Here is a 16,549-nt window from a genome sequence, read left to right on the forward strand (position 1 = left end):
TTCAATAACTTAATTGACCACAGCACGCCTGATGAAATCTTTGGTCTGGTCATTGCACTAAGCCGAGTCGCCTGCGTCAACCCGACAACGGCAATAAAAGGCAAGGAAATTAAGCAAGATGACAACACGCATCACTCAGGTTAATGGACGAACCAAAACCATTTTGAAAATCGAAGGCACACTGATTCTCGAAGAAGCTTTGCTGCTGGCGCAAATCTGCGCCGATTTACGCCGGCAAAGCGACCAGGACATTGCGCTGGCTCTCGACGACCTGGTTTTTCTCGATACCTCAAGCGCCTATGTGCTCAACCGCCTCAAACACGAAGCCGGCATCACGCTCGAAGGCGCAGGTTTTTTTGTCCATCAAGTGCTTGAGTTGGTCGAACAACAGTCTCTGAATCAATCGGGACAACAATAGATTTTCACCCTTCGCAACAGGAGAAACCGTTATGACGAACCGCGCATGTTTATTGATTTTTACGCTGCTGTTATTAGGTAGCACAACGAACGCTTTCGCTCAACAACCCGTATCATCTGCGGTTGAAACCTTGACGCTGGAGCAGGCTATCAACCTGGCGCTCAATGACAATCGCCAACTGAAAAACAGCGATATTGAAGTGAAAAAATATGGCGACCGTATTGCCGCGACGCGCACCCTCAAACTGCCGTCGTTCAAAGTCGATGTGCAGGCATCACAACTGCTCACGCCGCTCAATTTCACTTTCGATAAAGGCACCTTCGGCACCTTTGAAGCGACCGGGCCCATACCGAACGAAGACACCACCATCAGTACGGCAAGAAAACCGACATTGATTGTCATCGGACAGGTGACGCAACCGCTTTCGCAACTCTATCGCATCAACCTCAACCTCAAACAACTCAACGTTGGTCGCGAAATTGCCGAGCAACAATCACGCGCCCAGAAACAAACCATCGTTAATCAGGTCAAACGCGCTTACTACGCCGTTTTGCAAACCCAGAGCGCGCTCCTGGCGATAGAAGAATCGCTCAAGCTGTACGAAGAGCTTGAGCGCGTGACCACGGATTACGTCGCCCAACAAGTGGCGCTTAAATCAGAAAATCTTGATGTCAAAACGCGCTATGCAAAAGCCGAATATGATGCCCTCAATTTGCGCAACACGCTGGCGACGCAAAAAGAACAACTCAACCACCTGATGGGTCGCGACATTCGCGCCGAATTCACCTTGAACGCGGTGCCCGAAGCCACCAGCTTTGAAAATAATCTGGCGGCGGCGCGCACCCGCGCCATTGAACAACGTCCCGAAGTGCAGGAAGGGCGCTTGAAAATTAAACAGGCGGAACTCGACCGGCGCATCAAAAAATCGGAATTCATTCCTGATGTCGGACTCGGACTGACTTATATCTCGCCGCTCAATCTCAATTCGATTGTGCCGAAAACCATTGCGACGTTTGGCGTGACCTTCAGTTGGGAAATTTTCGATTGGGGCAAGAAACGGCGCGAACTCGACGAAAAGAGTCGAATCATTGAACAGGCAACCAATGGTTTAGCCGATGTTGAAAGTCAGGTATTGATGGACGTCAATAATCGCCACCGGCAATTGCAACAGACGCGGCAAAGTTTGCGCATCGCTTTACTTTCGCAGGACACCGCGCGTGAACAGTTGCGCGTCGTGAGCCATAAGTACCGTGTGCAAATGGCGCTTTTGAAGGATGTGCTGGAAGTGCAAACGCGCCTTGCCGATGCCAACAACCAATATCAACAGGCGCTGCTCGCTTATTGGAGCGCCAAAGCTGATTTCGAGAAAGCCATAGGAGAAGACAAATGAAAAATCAGGAATTGAAATTCATCGCTATCATTTTTGCCTTGAGCGTGACGGTCGGGTGCAAGGTTCAAGCCGTTGAAAAAGCGCCTGTGCCGGTGAAAGTAAAAACCATTGAACTGGCGTCAAACACTGGCGGGATGCGCTATTCGGCAAGCATCGTTCCGCGCACAGAGGTACAGCTTGCCTTCAGAGTCAGCGGTTATATTGATGCGCTTCATCAAGTGCGCGGCGTTGACGGGCAGTGGCGTAATGTGCAGGAAGGGGATGTCATTCCCAGAGGCACTGTGCTGGCGCAAGTGCGCCGCAGCGATTATGCGGTCAAAGTCACGCAAGCCGAATCGCAGACCGCCGAAGCGCGCGCCGGTGTCGATTCCAGTAAAGCGCAACTGGCAGAGGCTGAATCATCGCTCGCTTCAGCGAAAGCGCAACTCGCCGAAGCCGAAGCCGCTTATGAACGCGCCAAATTAGATTTTGAACGCGCTAAAAATCTTTATGAAGGTCAAAGTCTGACCAAAGCCGATTATGACGCGGCGAAATCGCAATATGACATGGCGCAGGCGAAACTCAACAGCGCGAAATCACAGGTCGCCGTGGTCAACGCTAAAATTCAGGTGGCGCGCGCGGTCATTGATTCTTATGACGCGAAGGTCAAGGGAGCCAAAGCCGTGGTTGCGGAAGCCGCCATTCCCTTGCAGGACACCGCGCTGAGAGCGCCGATGAATTGTGTGGTGCTGCAAAAATCGGTTGAAGTGGGAACCCTGGTGTCACCCGGCGCTGCGGCTTTTGTTATCGCCGACACCTCATCAGTCAAAGCCATCTTCGGGGTTCCCGATTTGATGGTGAAACAAATGAAACTCGGAAATACCTTGAAGGTGACGACAGAGGCGGCGCTCGGCGAAGATTTTCAAGGGCAGATTACCGCCATCTCGCCAGCCGCCGACCCCAAGAGTCGCGTCTTCGATATTGAAGTCACCATTCCCAATGCGCAGAATTTATTGAAAGTCGGCATGATTGCTGCGCTCACCGTTGAAGGGGAGACCAACCCATCTGAAGCCATCCCGGTTGTGCCATTGAACGCCATCGTAAAATCCGGCAATCACGAAAACCCTTACGCGGTCTTTGTGATTGAAGAGCACAGCGGCAGAACGATAGCGCGACAACGCCCGCTCAAACTGGGCGAAACTCTGGGTAACACCGTAGCTGTCATTGACGGGTTGAAGGCGGGTGAGCGCGTCATCACCACCGGAGCCAACCTGATTCAAAACAACGATAGCGTTCAAATCATTCCATAAGGAGACGATGAACGATGAAGTATGAATGATGAACAAATAGATTTTCCGTTCATCGTTCACACTTCATCGTTTCCGAGAAGGAGAAACACTATGGCACACCTGAAAAGCGACGACGAAATGATTAAAAAAACACATAATACGGCGCGATTTTTTGTTGAAACGCGCCACATCTCCTGGGTCTTGTTAATTGCCACCTGCATCTGGGGCATCTATGGTTATTTCAATATGCCGCAGCGCAAAGACCCGGATATTCCTGTGCGGGTGGCGGTGGCGCTCACCCCTTGGCCCGGTTCGAGCGCCGAAAAGATTGAGAATCTGGTCACTAAAAGAATCGAAGCCAAGATTGCCGAAAACGCCAAGGTGACGAAGATTGAATCCATTTCGCGAACCAGCATCTCAGTGGTTTACCTGGAGCTTGACGAAAATATTAAAGAGACCGGCAAAGAACTGGATGACATCAAGCTGAAACTTGACAGCATCACCGATTTGCCGGACGGCGCGGGACCTATCAATTTCATTAAAGATTTTGGCGACACTGCGGCGTTGATGCTCACGGTCGCAAGCCCCAAAGTAAATGAGGTGGAAATCGCTTTGCGTTCCGATGCCGTGCAAAAAGCGATTAGCGAAACGCGCGCCCAGGCGTCAACGGCAACGAATAATAATCGCTTCACGATCATTCAAAATGTTCCCCCATCATTCAGTTTAAGCACTATTCGCGCGGCGCTTGACCTGTTGGTTCGCTTCGCCAAAGAGAAGGGGTTTGCTGAGGATATTCGCCTAATTGAAACCGCAGGATTTGTGGGACTGGATGGCGCATCAAGTGAAAGCGAAGAAAAATTGCAGGAATACACCCAACAATTCATTCGCGAGAAATTGCAAGCCGCAGAATTTGACCCCGACGTCTGGCAATCGGTGGTAATCAAAGACCCGCAAGAGACGCGCGCGAAAATAACCGCGATAGTGGGCGAAAAATACAGCTATCGTCAGATGGACGATTTTACGGACATCATCGAAAAGACACTGAAAACGATTCCTGCGGTTTCCAAAGTTTCTCGCTCCGGCATCCTGCAAGAGAAAGTGTTTTTGGAATACTCGCAGGAACGATTGGCGGCGTACAATCTGGAAAGTCAAAGCCTGCAAAACATTCTCAAAGCGCGCAACATCACCTTGCCGGGCGGACAGTTGCAGGTTGACGACAAGAATTTAACCATTGACCCATCGGGCGAATTCAAAAGCGAAAAAGAGATTGCCGATGTGGTGGTCGGCGCTTCGGCAAGCGGCGTGCCGGTCTATTTGCGCGACCTCGTTGACATCGTTCGCAGTTATGATAACCCGCCGCGCTTTTTAAATTTTTATAACTGGCGCGATGCCAACGGCGATTGGCAGCGCACCCGCGCCATCACCCTTTCGGTGCAGATGCGCGCCGGCGAAAAGATTGGTGATTTCGGTAAGACCGTCGATGAGACGCTTAACGAACTCAAGAAACGTCTGCCCGAAGATTTAATTTTAGCGCGCACCAGTGACCAGCCATTGCAGGTGACCGAAAGCGTTGACCTCTTTATGACCAGTCTCTATGAAGCCATCGTTCTGGTCGTGCTGGTTTCGTTAGTCGGTTTTTGGGAATGGCGTTCGGCGCTGCTGATGGCATTTTCGATTCCCATCACCTTAGCAATGACCTTTGGGTTGATGTCGTTTCTCGGCATCGACCTGCAACAAATTTCCATCGGCACGCTCATCATTGCGCTGGGGTTGTTGGTTGATGACCCGGTGGTTGCGGGCGATGCCATCAAACGCGATTTGGCATCGGGACATACGCCGCTGGTTTCTGCGTGGCTGGGACCGACCAAACTGGCAACTGCGATTATGTATGCCACAGTCACCAACATCGTCGCTTACTTGCCGTTTCTCTTGCTTACGGGCGACACCGGAAAATTTTTATATAGCTTGCCGGTGGTGCTCGCCTGTTCGCTCGTGGCATCGAGATTGGTTTCGATGACCTTCATTCCCTTGCTGGGATTTTATTTGCTCAAACCGAAAGCCGAACGACCAATTGAAGAACGGCGCAAAAAAGGTTTCGCGGCGTTTTATTACCGCATTGGAACCTGGGCAATCCAACACCGCTGGAAAGTGCTGGCAGGTTCATTGGCGTTCCTCGCGCTTGGCGGATTTTTCCTGAGTCAGTTGAAACAACAGTTCTTTCCCAAAGACCTTTCCTATCTCTCTTATGTCGATGTGTGGTTGCCGGAAGATGCGCCGCTGTTTGCGACTAATGAAGCCGCCAGACAGGCAGAAGAGACGATCAGAGATGTGGTGAAAGAGTACGAACTGGAACTCGCCGCAAAGACCGGTGAGTCGCGTCCGGCGCTTGAGTCGTTGACGACTTTTGTTGGCGGTGGTGGCCCGCGTTTCTGGTTTTCGCTGTCACCTGAACAGCAGCAGTTGAACTATGCGCAGATTATCATTCAGACAAAAGATAAACACGACACCAATCATTTGATTGCGCCATTGCAGAAAGCCTTATCCGCGCGGGTTGCCGGGGCGCGCATCGATGTGCGACAACTGGAATCGGGCGCTGCCGTAGGGCTTCCGGTTGCCATCAGATTATCGGGCGACGATATAGGGACGCTCAGGGCTTACGCCGAGCAGTTGAAAGAAATTTTGCGCGCCGTACCGACGGCAGCGCGTGTGCGCGATGATTGGGGCGACGAAAGCTTTATGGTCAAACTGCAAACCGACGCCGACCGCGCCAATATGGCTGGCGTATCGAATATGGATGTTGCGTCTTCTTCGGTTGCGGGCATGACCGGAGCCTCTATGACGACGTTGCGCGAAGGCGATAAACAAATACCTGTAGTGGTGCGCATGCGTATGGAAGAACGCGCCCAACTCGGCGACATCAAAAATCTCTACGTCTATTCGCAAACCAACGGGCGACGCATCCCGCTGCAACAGGTCTCTTCGATTGATTACCAACTGGAGACCGAAAAGCTCAGAAGGCGCAATCAATTTCGCACCATCACGGTTTCATGTATGCCGGAAGGCGACACCCTGCCATCCGAAATTATGACAGCGGCGCGTCCGCAACTCGAAGAATTGCAGAAACAGTTGCCGCCGGGTTACAAACTGGAAATCGGCGGCGAAGAAGCCGAGCAGGTGAAAGGGTTCAAACAACTGACGATTGTGATGGCAATATCGGTCGCGGTCATCTTTCTGGCGCTGGTTTTTCAATTCAAACACGCCATCAAACCCTTCATCGTGTTTGCGGCGATTCCCTATGGCATTGTCGGAGCTTTAGGCGTGTTGTGGATGATGGGCGCGCCATTTGGCTTCATGGCTTTTTTGGGAATTGTCAGTTTAATCGGCGTCATTGTCAGCCACATCATCGTGCTCTTTGATTTTATCGAAGAGAAACATGCCGAAGGTGAACCATTGATTGAAGCGTTGCTCGACGCAGGGATTATGCGACTGAGACCCGTGTTGATTACGGTCGGCGCAACCGTGATTGCATTGTTTCCGCTGGCAGCGCACGGCGGTCCCTTGTGGGAGCCGCTTTGTTACGCGCAGATTGGCGGTTTGTGCGCGGCAACGGTCGTCACCTTGTTGATGGTTCCGGTGATTTACTCCATCTTCGTTTTGGATTTGAAGTTGGTGAAATGGGACAGCACCCCTGAGCCTTCTAATCAGGAGGTCTCTGATGTTGAAGTGGTCGCCATCACCAATTGATTAAACCTGAAACGATAGAACAGTCCGCATAAACCGGAATCAAGGATAACGCTATTCATCTATTTATGCGGTTGTGGGAGATGTCTCGAATACTTGCTGCGTCTGAGCGCAACGCATAAAAAATTAAGCCTGATGTCGTGCGCGGCGTCAGGCTTTTTTGTTTTGCTGAATGGAAATCGTCTCTTGCTTGTTTTCAGCCTCTAACTGTAGTAGTTTTTTGACAGCCGATGAAAACGATGTAAACACGATGAATCACAACCGAATCGACCGCGCTTGTCACCGAGAAAGGAAACGAGCGCATTTTTTGTATGTCAGGAAATTTACCAGCAGTGAAAACCGTAAGTTTACCCGAAGAAGCCATCAGGTCTCTATTTGGACCTTATGATGAAAATATCAAGCAACTGGAAAGTCTTATTCCGGTGCGCGTCAACCTGCGCGGCAATGAGTTGATCATTGAAGGCGAAGAAGCCGACGCTCATGTGGTTGAGCAAATCCTCACCGACTACGCGGCGCTTTTTAAAGAAGGTCAGCGCATGTCGAATGATGAGTTGAAGTCCGCCTTCAAACAGATTGCCGAAGACCGCGCTTATCGGTTGCGCGATTACTTTACCAAAGCGCGCATCAATCCGGCGGGCAAAAAACAGGTGGTCGCGAAATCCTTCAATCAACGCCGCTACCTCGAAGCCATCGAGAAAAGCGACATTGTTTTCGGTATCGGTCCCGCCGGAACCGGCAAAACTTTTCTTGCGGTGGCGATGGCTGTGCAAGCCTTGATGCAAAAGCGCGTCAATCGCATTGTGCTGGCGCGACCGGCGGTTGAAGCCGGTGAAAAACTCGGATTTTTGCCCGGCGACTTGCAAGACAAAGTCGACCCTTATTTGCGCCCGCTTTACGATTCGCTATTTGATCTGGTCGATTATGAACGGGTGACCAAATTACTCGAAAAGCGTGTCATCGAAGTCGCGCCGCTGGCATTTATGCGCGGGCGGGCGCAACCCCTGAATAGTTTACTCATGACACCGACGGGTTGGCGCAAGATGGGTGATATTGAAGTCGGTGATTTTGTTATTGGCTCTGATGGCAAACCGACAATGGTGACCGGCGTTTTCCCGCAAGGCAAAAAAGCGGTTTACCGCTTGACGATGACTGACGGTTCAAGCGCGATTGCCTGCGCGGAACACCTCTGGCAAGTCAAAACTCTGGAAGATAAACAGCGCAACCGACCTGCGAGAGTTTTAGAGACTCAGGAAATGCTCGGCAATTATCGCCGTAATCAGCAATATCGTTATGAACTGCCATTGCTTTCCGCGCCGATTGAATGGGCAGAGCAAGCGATTCCGCTTGACCCTTATGCGCTTGGCTTGATGCTCGGTGATGGTTGTATTTCGGATAAAACCTCGCCATCTTTTGCAACCGCCGATACGGAACTGGTTTCGTCACTCAGCGCGGCCTTTTCGGGTAAGAGTTTGAACATTCGCCGTAAATCAGCGGGTGATTATGTCATCGTAAATCCGTTAGCCGGAAAAGGCGGCAACAAGTTTACCCCGGTTCGTAATCCGCTCACCGTAGCGTTACGCGAATTGCAATTATCCGGCACCTATTCGAGCACAAAATTTATTCCCGAAACGTATCTTTATAACCGCGCAGAAATTCGCATCGCGGTTTTGCAAGGGTTGTTGGATACAGATGGTGGTCCGGTTTCACAGGAAGGGCGAACCTGTCGCATTCAATACTCAACTACATCTGAACGACTGAAAGACGATGTAGTTTTTCTGGTACGTTCGCTGGGCGGTGTCGCGCACTGGCGTAAACCGGGATTCGCTAACGGCAGACCGGTTGCTTATCGCAATGACGCATACATTCTGGATATTCGTTTGCCTGAGCGCATCAAACCGTTCCGCTTAAAACGGAAAGCAGAAATATATGAAGCCGCAGGCGGCGGTCGTCCCATGCGATTTATCAAAAACATCGACTATGTAGGTGAGCAGGAAACGCAGTGCATTCGCGTCGCTGCAAGCGATTCGCTTTACCTGACCGATGATTTTATTCTGACCCATAACACCCTGGGGGATGCGTTTATCATTTTGGATGAAGCGCAAAATACCACCACCGAGCAGATGAAAATGTTTTTGACGCGCATCGGGTTTGGTTCGCAGGCGGTCATCACCGGCGACGTGACGCAAATTGATTTACCTACAGGAAAACGTTCGGGGCTGGTCGAAGCGCAAAATATTTTAAAAGGCATCGAAGGCATCGAATTCATTTATTTCAACGAAAAAGATGTGGTGCGCCATCAACTGGTACAGATGATTATTCAGGCTTACGAGCGCAGCACGAAGACCAATTTTGAAGAAAAACTCTGATAAATGCGAATTGCGGATTGCGGATTGCAACAGGTGTCATTGTCTTTCAGCAATTCGCAGGCAAGCGATGGGTATGAAAATGAAAAAAGGTAAAGCGATGAAAAAGCAAATCCGCCATCCGCAATCCAACTGGGCGTGGACGGAATTTGCCAGTGCATCCGCAATCCGCAATCCGCAATCCGCAATCCGCAATTAAGTTATGCCCAAGCCCGCAACAACTCGTTCCCCGCGCGCGACTAAAGCCCTTGATGGCGTGAAGCGATTTTCTGCGACCATTTCCGATCAGGCGTTTATTGATGCAGGCGTTGGCATCTTTATTATCGTGGCGCTTTCCATGCTGTTGCTCAAAAGTTATCAGCAACCGCAAATCCAACCGCTGCCCGCCGGAACCACTGCGCCTGCCGACATCATCGCGCCACAGGATTTACGGGTTGAAGACCACACCGAAACCGAACGATTGCGCGCGGAAGCCGCCGCCGCCGTATTGCCGGTTTACGATTATGTGCAAAAAGATGTGCGCGATATGCGCAGCCGGGTTGCCCAGATGTTTGAAATCGGGCGCACCGCTGAACCGGAAATCACCAATGATCAACTGAGCGAAAAAATCCAACAGGAAACCGGCATCATTGTGGATGACGAACAATTGCAGACCCTGTTGCGACATCGCTTCGGGTTTGAGTTGGAGAAATTGTTGATTGATCATTTTGAATCGGTGATGGCTGCCGGTGTGGTGACCAATCGCAGTCAACTCATGAAATATGGAACCTCGGGCATCATTCGTCGTGACCGGCGCGATAATACGGAAACCACCATCACCGATATTTCGGGAATTAAAGATTTGATAACCGCGCGCGCCCAACTGCGTTCGGAAAAACTGGTCTGGCCTGCCGATTATCATGCCGGAGAACGGAAACTGTTGGGCGAAATCCTCGGCTCGATTGTCGTCACCAATCTCGAATATAACGAAGCCGAAACCGAAACCCGGCGTCAGGCGATGCGCGAAGAAATTCCCACGGTGATTTTTAGAGTGGATAAAGGTCAGCGGGTGGTTGAGCGCGGCGAACTCGTCACCCCGCCCAAAGCGTCGCTTCTGGAAGCTGCTTCGACACTGCGACCGACCGGACAACGGGCGATTGAATTTGCCGGCACCATAGTCATTGTGATGATGCTGGTGCTGGTTTTGTGGCAATATCTGGGACGTTATCAAAGCCGTCACGTGCGCGTGCGTCGCCATTTTCTTTTGCAGGTCACGGCGTTTGTGGTCACGCTTGGACTGGCGCGATTGTTTTTCGCGCTCGCTTCGATGATCAGCAATTCGGTATCAACCGCGCCGTTTAACTCCGAAATCGGTTACAAATATCTCGCGCCGCTGGCGGTCGGCGCGGCGCTCGTCACGATTTTGACAGATTCCCATGCGGCGTTTGTTTTTGCGGCGATTCTCGGCGTGTTTATCGGCATTCTTTCGGGCAATATTTATCTGGCGGTTTACACCCTGGTCACTTCGGTTGCGGCGCTCTATTACCTGCAAAATTGTCGTGACCGCACGGAACTGGTGATGGGCGGTTTGTGGATTGGACTGGTGAATGCCGCGGCTGCCCTGGCGCTTGATTTACTGGGCGCGGCTGAAGCCGGTTTACTGAATACGGGTGGCTGGAACTGGCTGTTTATTGCGCTCTTTCACGCCGTGTGCGGTTTTGCCAGCGGCGTGCTCTCGTCGATGTTCGCCTCCATTCTGTTGCCCTTGTTTGAGTGGTTGTTTGAAATCACCACCAACATTAAATTGCTTGAACTGTCGAATTTGAATTTGCCCTTACTCAAGCAACTCGCTGAACAAGCGCCCGGCACTTATCATCATTCGATTATGGTCGGTTTGCTTTCCGCCAAAGCCGCCGAAGCGATTGGCGGCGACCCGCTGTTTACCCGCGTTGCCTGTCTCTACCACGACATCGGTAAAAGCATTCGCCCGACCTACTTCATCGAAAACCAGACCTTTTCCGGCAACCCGCACGATAGGCTCGAACCGAAAATGTCTTCGATTATTCTGGCAAATCATGTCAAACAAGGCATCGAACTCGCCAAACAATACAAACTGCCGCCGCGTCTCATCGCAGTTATCCCGCAACATCACGGCACCGGGTTGATGAAATATTTTTACTATAAAGCCAAAGCGGTCGCGTCTGACCCGGAATCGGCGGCGCTTGAAAAAGAGTTTCGTTATCCGGGACCCAAACCGCAAACCAAAGAAGCCGGAATTATTATGATTGCCGATTCCGTCGAAGCCGCTTCGCGCACCGTGCAGGAACCGACCCCGGCGAAATTTAAAAACATGATCGATATGATCATCACCCGGCTTCAGGATGATGGACAACTTGATGAATGCGACATCACCTTGCGCGAATTGAATCTCGTCGCCGAAAGTTTCACCAAGACCTTGCTGGCGATTCAGCATCATCGCATCAGCTATCCGGGATACGATTTCGATAAAGCCCCGACTCAGGCTGCGAAAAATATCGAAACCAATCAAAAGATCGGCGCAGCCAATCCGATTCCGGTAATAACAGATTCGCCGCCCAAGGCGATTGGGAAAGAAGCGCTTGGCGATTGACATTATCAACAAACAGCGATTGCTTAAAATCAACCGGCGTACATTCAGCGAACTGGCGCGCGCAACCCAGCAATCGCTGGCGCAAATTGATCATCTCCATCGCGCCGATGCACAATTATCAATTGTTTTTGTGCGCGACCCGAAGATGCGCCAGTTGAACCGGCTGTATCGGGGCAAAGATTACGCCACTGACGTGTTATCCTTTCAAAGCGGTGGCGAACCGCATGCCGCCGGGGATTTCGTTGATGAAAATTATTTAGGTGATATAGTCATTTCAACCGATACGGCGCTCAGGCAAGCGCAAGCTGCCGGGCTTTCAGTTGAGCGCGAAATACAGGAGTTGATCATTCACGGCATCTTGCATTTGAACGGTTATGACCACGAAACCGATAACGGCGAAATGCATCGCCTGGAATTGCAGTTGAGGAAACGGCTACTAAAGAAGTCTGGAGTCTGGAGTCTGGAGTCTGGAGTCTAAATCGAAGAGAAAGGATTTTATGCTCAAGATTTATTGCTCTGAAATTTTCAGTCTTCCGTTTCCAAAATGGTTTGGAGTTGAGGACTCCAGACTCCGGACTCCAGACTCTGGACTATGATTACTGAATTGTTATTGACCGGTGTGGCGCTCGTTGTGCTGGTCATTCTTTCAATCGTAAAAACCGCGTATGAATCGTTGAGCGAAGTGACGCTCAGGGTGATGGTGAGCGAACGCGAAGCCAGTCACCGGGCGCGCTTTTTTCGCGAAGTGCTCGAACATCGCCAGAAATTTGAATTGATTCTCGTGCTCGGCACCCAGCTTTCCATTGCGCTCATCGCCATCCTGCTCACCCACGCTTTAACGACCTCAAAATTGCAATCACCCCTGCTCATTGCCTTTGTGACGATTCTTACGGTCATTTTATTGTTTCGCCAGTTTGTGCCGCGCCTGATTGTTCAGAACCGCCCGGAGCGTATGCTCTGGTTGATGTTGCCGCCATTTGAGATTTTCTATCGCGCCTTTTCGATTTTCGTGATGCCGCTGGTGCGCTTGCTGGAAAAATTCAAGACCGATGAAATCGAAGAATCGCTCACCGAAGAGGTTGATGAAGACGAAGCCGCCCAGGAGGTCGAAGCCTTCATCGAAGTCGCCGAAGAAGAAGGCATCATCGAAGAGGACGAAGGCGAGTTGATTCAATCGGTAATTGAATTTGGCGATACCCTGGTCGGCGAAGTCATGCGCCCGCGCACTCAAATTGTCGCCATTTCGATTAATGCTACGGTCGAAGATGCGCGACGGTTGATTATGGAGAAAAAGTATTCGCGCATTCCGGTTTATCAGGAAAGCATCGATGACATCAAGGGCATCGTTTATGTGCGCGATTTGCTCGCCTTTTGCGAACCCGATAAATTGCACACCCCGGTCAGTGAAGTCATGCGCGATGTTCATAATGTCCCGGAGAGTAAACCGATTGCCGATTTGCTCGAAGATATGCAACGCGAAAAGGTGCAGATGGCAATCGTCATTGATGAATATGGCGGGGTTGCCGGACTCATCACCGTCGAAGACATGATTGAAGAGGTGATGGGCGAGATTGAAGACGAAGACCGCGCTCACATCGATAAGCCGATTGAGCAACTCGCAGATGGTTCATATGAACTCGACGGCAGCACCGAAATCAGGGTTGTCGAAAATTTATTTGAACGCGATATTGAAGCCGACGATTTCACGACGCTTGCCGGGTTGTTGATGAATGAAATGAATCGCGTGCCGCACGTCGGCGAAAAGCTGGAATTCAAAGGTATCGAGTTTGAAGTTGTTGATGCGGATGGGCAGAAGGTCAATCGCATCCGGTTACGCGCGGTTCAACCTATTCATCTCGATAAGTAGCCGACTCGATTAACCGCGCCAATTTGCTGTTGAGCAAAAAGGTCGGTGACCGGATAGGTCAGCTAAGGAAAAAAATATTGGCTCAGAAAAATCGTAAACAGAAATCGGGATTTGTCGCTTTTATCGGGCGTCCCAACGCCGGTAAATCAACCTTGTTGAATAGACTGGTGGGCGAAAAAATCGCCATCGTCTCCGATAAACCGCAAACCACCCGCACACGTATTCGCGGCATTTTGACCAAACCCGAAGGTCAAGTGGTGTTTCTCGATACGCCGGGCATTCATAAACCGGGCTACAAATTGAACCGGCGAATGATGACTGTGGTTGCCGACGCTTTGCTTTCGGTAGACCTGTTGTTGCTGATGGTTGACGCGACGCAAGCCAAAGGCGCGGGCGACAAATTCGTGCTCGATATGCTCAGACACGTCGAAAAGCCGGTATTTTTGCTGCTCAATAAAATCGATAAAATCGCCGATAAGAGCCGCTTGCTCAGTTTAATTAAAAGTTACACGGCTGAACGCGAATTTGCCGAAGTGATTCCGCTATCCGCGCTCAAAAAAGATAATGTTGATTTGTTGCTCGAAAAAATTTTTGCGTATCTGCCCGAAGGCGAACCGTTTTATGAAGCCGACGATTTGACCGACCAACCCGAACGTGTGCTGGTTGCCGAACTGGTGCGCGAAAAAATTTTGCAGGTCACCAAAGAAGAGTTGCCTTATGTGACGGCAGTAGTAACCGAACGTTGGGAAGAGACCGATGAGTCATTGAAAATTTATTGTTTGATTTATGTGGAAAAGGCTTCGCATAAATCCATCATCATCGGGCGCGGCGGCGAACGTCTGAAAGAGATCGGCACGGCGGCGCGACAGGAAATCGAAAAGTTTCTGGGACGCAAAATCTTTTTAGGCTTGCACGTCAAGGTGCGCGAACACTGGCGCGATGATGAACGTGTACTCGACGAACTCGGCATTCAGGAATGAGCTTTAATGCGCGGTATCCGGTTGCAGCAATTGATCAAGGTGATGATGGAAGACCGGATTGAGCCAAAGGTGCCACATTGATTTCCCGGCGAATGTGGCGGATCGAGATTGATTATCCCCGTGAATCGGTTTCATCCGTTTAATCCGAGGGTAAGTTTAACCTTTGAATTGATAACCCTGGGTTTTCGTAAACGAAATTTTAATTCTAAGTTACGCTCAGCCTTGCTCAGATAGCATCAATCTGCAACTCATGGTTCGGAGAAATTATGAAGCGAATCGCACTGGTTATTTGTTTAAGCGTGTTTGTTTTTCAATCGGTCATTGTCATCAACGCACAATCGAAAATCACAAGTGTGCGCAGTTTTCGTGAAGCGCGTGAAGTCGAAATCCTCAATGAATTCGCGGATTTTCTGGCAATTCCCAACGTCGCATCCGACAGCGTCAACATTCGCCGCAATGCCGAGCAGTTGATGCGGATGATGCGGCGGCGCGGCATTGAAACCAGACTTTTGGAAGGCAACGGCCCGCCTGTGGTTTTCGGGGAATTGAAAGCGGCAGGCGCAACCCAGACGATTTGCATCTACGCGCATTACGACGGGCAACCGGCGGATGCCTCGAAATGGGCAAACGACCCGTTCAAACCGACATTGCGTGATAAGCCACTGGAAGCGGGCGGGCAGGTTATCGGGTTTCCAAAAACCGGTGAAAAAATCAATCCCGAATGGCGGCTCTATGCGCGTTCGGCGTCCGATGATAAAGCGCCGATTATCGCTGTGCTTGCGGCGCTTGACGCTTTACAGGCGATGAACCGGAAGCCAACCGTGAATTTGAAATTCTTCTTTGAAGGCGAAGAAGAAGCCGGTTCGCCAAACCTCGAAGAACTGGTCAAACGCCATGCGGAATTCCTCAAAGCCGACGTGTGGATTTGCGCCGATGGTCCCGTGCATCAAACCCGCAAACAGCAAATCGTTTTCGGGGTGCGCGGCGTGGTGTCGCTCACCGTGACGCTTTACGGAGCCGAACGCGGTTTGCATAGCGGGCATTATGGTAACTGGGCGCCCAATCCCGCTTTGCGACTGGTCAGATTACTCGCCAGTATGAAAGACGATAAAGAGCGTGTCCTGGTCGATGGTTTCTATGACGATGTTGAACCATTAGGTGAAGCCGAAAAAACCGCTTTAAAAGCGATGCCCGCGATTGATGAAGAGTTGAAGCGCGAATTAGGCATTGGGCGAACGGAAGGCGGCGGGCGGGCGCTTGCCGAACTCATCAACGAGCCATCGCTTAACATTGACGGCATACGCAGTGAATATGTCGGCGAGCAAGCGCGAACGATTATTCCATCGGAAGCGACCGCGACGATTGATTTGCGATTGGTAAAAGGCATTGACCCGCGTCGTCAGGTTGAGCGGGTGATTGCCCACATCAAAAAACAGGGCTATGTTGTGACCGCCGATGAACCGACGCGCGAGATGCGGTTTAAACACCCGCTGATTGCGCGGGTCGTGAGCGCAGGTGGCTACAGGGCTGTGCGAACTTCGATGACCTTGCCGGTGTCGCAAAAAATCATTCGCGCCGTCGAATCGGCATTGAGTTATCAGCCGGTTTTGACGCCGACATTGGGCGGCAGTGTGCCGCTTTATATTTTTGAATCGGCGACCGGCGCGCCGCAAATCGCTTTGCCGATTGTCAATCACGACAACAATCAACACGCCGCCAATGAGAATGTGCGGTTACAGAATTTGTGGGATGGCATCGAAATATTCGCCGCATTGATGATGATGAATGGCTTTGTTGCATAAATAAAAATGGAAACAATCTTCCACAAGGTTATACTAGAAAACGCTTCATACGGCATAGCTGTCGGGCATTCCCAGATGGGTCATCCGGTTCAATGCCGCACAGCGCAACAGC

The 16,549-nt window shown here is 50.9% G+C and carries 11 protein-coding genes; all 11 read left to right on the forward strand.

Annotated features, from left to right (window positions below; all coding sequences use genetic code 11):
* Positions 1-118: 118 nt before the first annotated feature.
* The gene (locus AB1757_23735) at positions 119-418 is read left to right on the forward strand and encodes a hypothetical protein (protein MEW6130067.1); all 300 of its coding nucleotides are present in this window, start codon (positions 119-121) and stop codon (positions 416-418) included.
* 31 nt (positions 419-449) lie between these two features.
* Positions 450-1,808, forward strand: a complete 1,359-nt coding sequence (locus AB1757_23740; GenBank protein MEW6130068.1) for a TolC family protein — start codon at positions 450-452, stop codon at positions 1,806-1,808.
* Positions 1,805-3,097 (forward strand): efflux RND transporter periplasmic adaptor subunit, encoded by a 1,293-nt coding sequence (locus tag AB1757_23745; GenBank protein ID MEW6130069.1) that lies wholly within the window; start codon positions 1,805-1,807, stop codon positions 3,095-3,097. The genes AB1757_23740 and AB1757_23745 overlap by 4 nt, the downstream gene beginning before the upstream one ends.
* 90 nt (positions 3,098-3,187) lie before the next feature.
* Positions 3,188-6,820: an efflux RND transporter permease subunit gene (locus AB1757_23750; protein MEW6130070.1), complete on the forward strand. Its 3,633-nt coding sequence runs from the start codon at positions 3,188-3,190 to the stop codon at positions 6,818-6,820.
* Positions 6,821-7,149: 329 nt separating this feature from the next.
* Positions 7,150-9,183: a PhoH family protein gene (locus AB1757_23755; protein MEW6130071.1), complete on the forward strand. Its 2,034-nt coding sequence runs from the start codon at positions 7,150-7,152 to the stop codon at positions 9,181-9,183.
* Between the two features lie 73 nt (positions 9,184-9,256).
* Entirely contained in the window at positions 9,257-9,379 is a 123-nt protein-coding gene (locus AB1757_23760; protein ID MEW6130072.1) for a hypothetical protein, read from the forward strand.
* 3 nt (positions 9,380-9,382) lie between these two features.
* Positions 9,383-11,788, forward strand: a complete 2,406-nt coding sequence (locus tag AB1757_23765; GenBank protein ID MEW6130073.1) for an HDIG domain-containing metalloprotein — start codon at positions 9,383-9,385, stop codon at positions 11,786-11,788.
* Positions 11,778-12,266 (forward strand): rRNA maturation RNase YbeY, encoded by a 489-nt coding sequence (ybeY, locus tag AB1757_23770; GenBank protein ID MEW6130074.1) that lies wholly within the window; start codon positions 11,778-11,780, stop codon positions 12,264-12,266. The genes AB1757_23765 and ybeY overlap by 11 nt, the downstream gene beginning before the upstream one ends.
* Positions 12,267-12,380: 114 nt before the next feature.
* Positions 12,381-13,655, forward strand: a complete 1,275-nt coding sequence (locus AB1757_23775; GenBank protein MEW6130075.1) for a hemolysin family protein — start codon at positions 12,381-12,383, stop codon at positions 13,653-13,655.
* Positions 13,656-13,732: 77 nt separating this feature from the next.
* A complete protein-coding gene (gene era / locus AB1757_23780; protein ID MEW6130076.1) occupies positions 13,733-14,635 on the forward strand; it encodes a GTPase Era in 903 nt (300 codons plus the stop codon).
* Positions 14,636-14,901: 266 nt separating this feature from the next.
* Positions 14,902-16,437 (forward strand): M20/M25/M40 family metallo-hydrolase, encoded by a 1,536-nt coding sequence (locus AB1757_23785; protein MEW6130077.1) that lies wholly within the window; start codon positions 14,902-14,904, stop codon positions 16,435-16,437.
* The last annotated feature ends 112 nt before the right edge of the window (positions 16,438-16,549 follow it).

The sequence above is a fragment of the Acidobacteriota bacterium genome, from assembly GCA_040754075.1.
Lineage (GTDB): Bacteria > Acidobacteriota > Blastocatellia > UBA7656 > UBA7656 > JBFMDH01.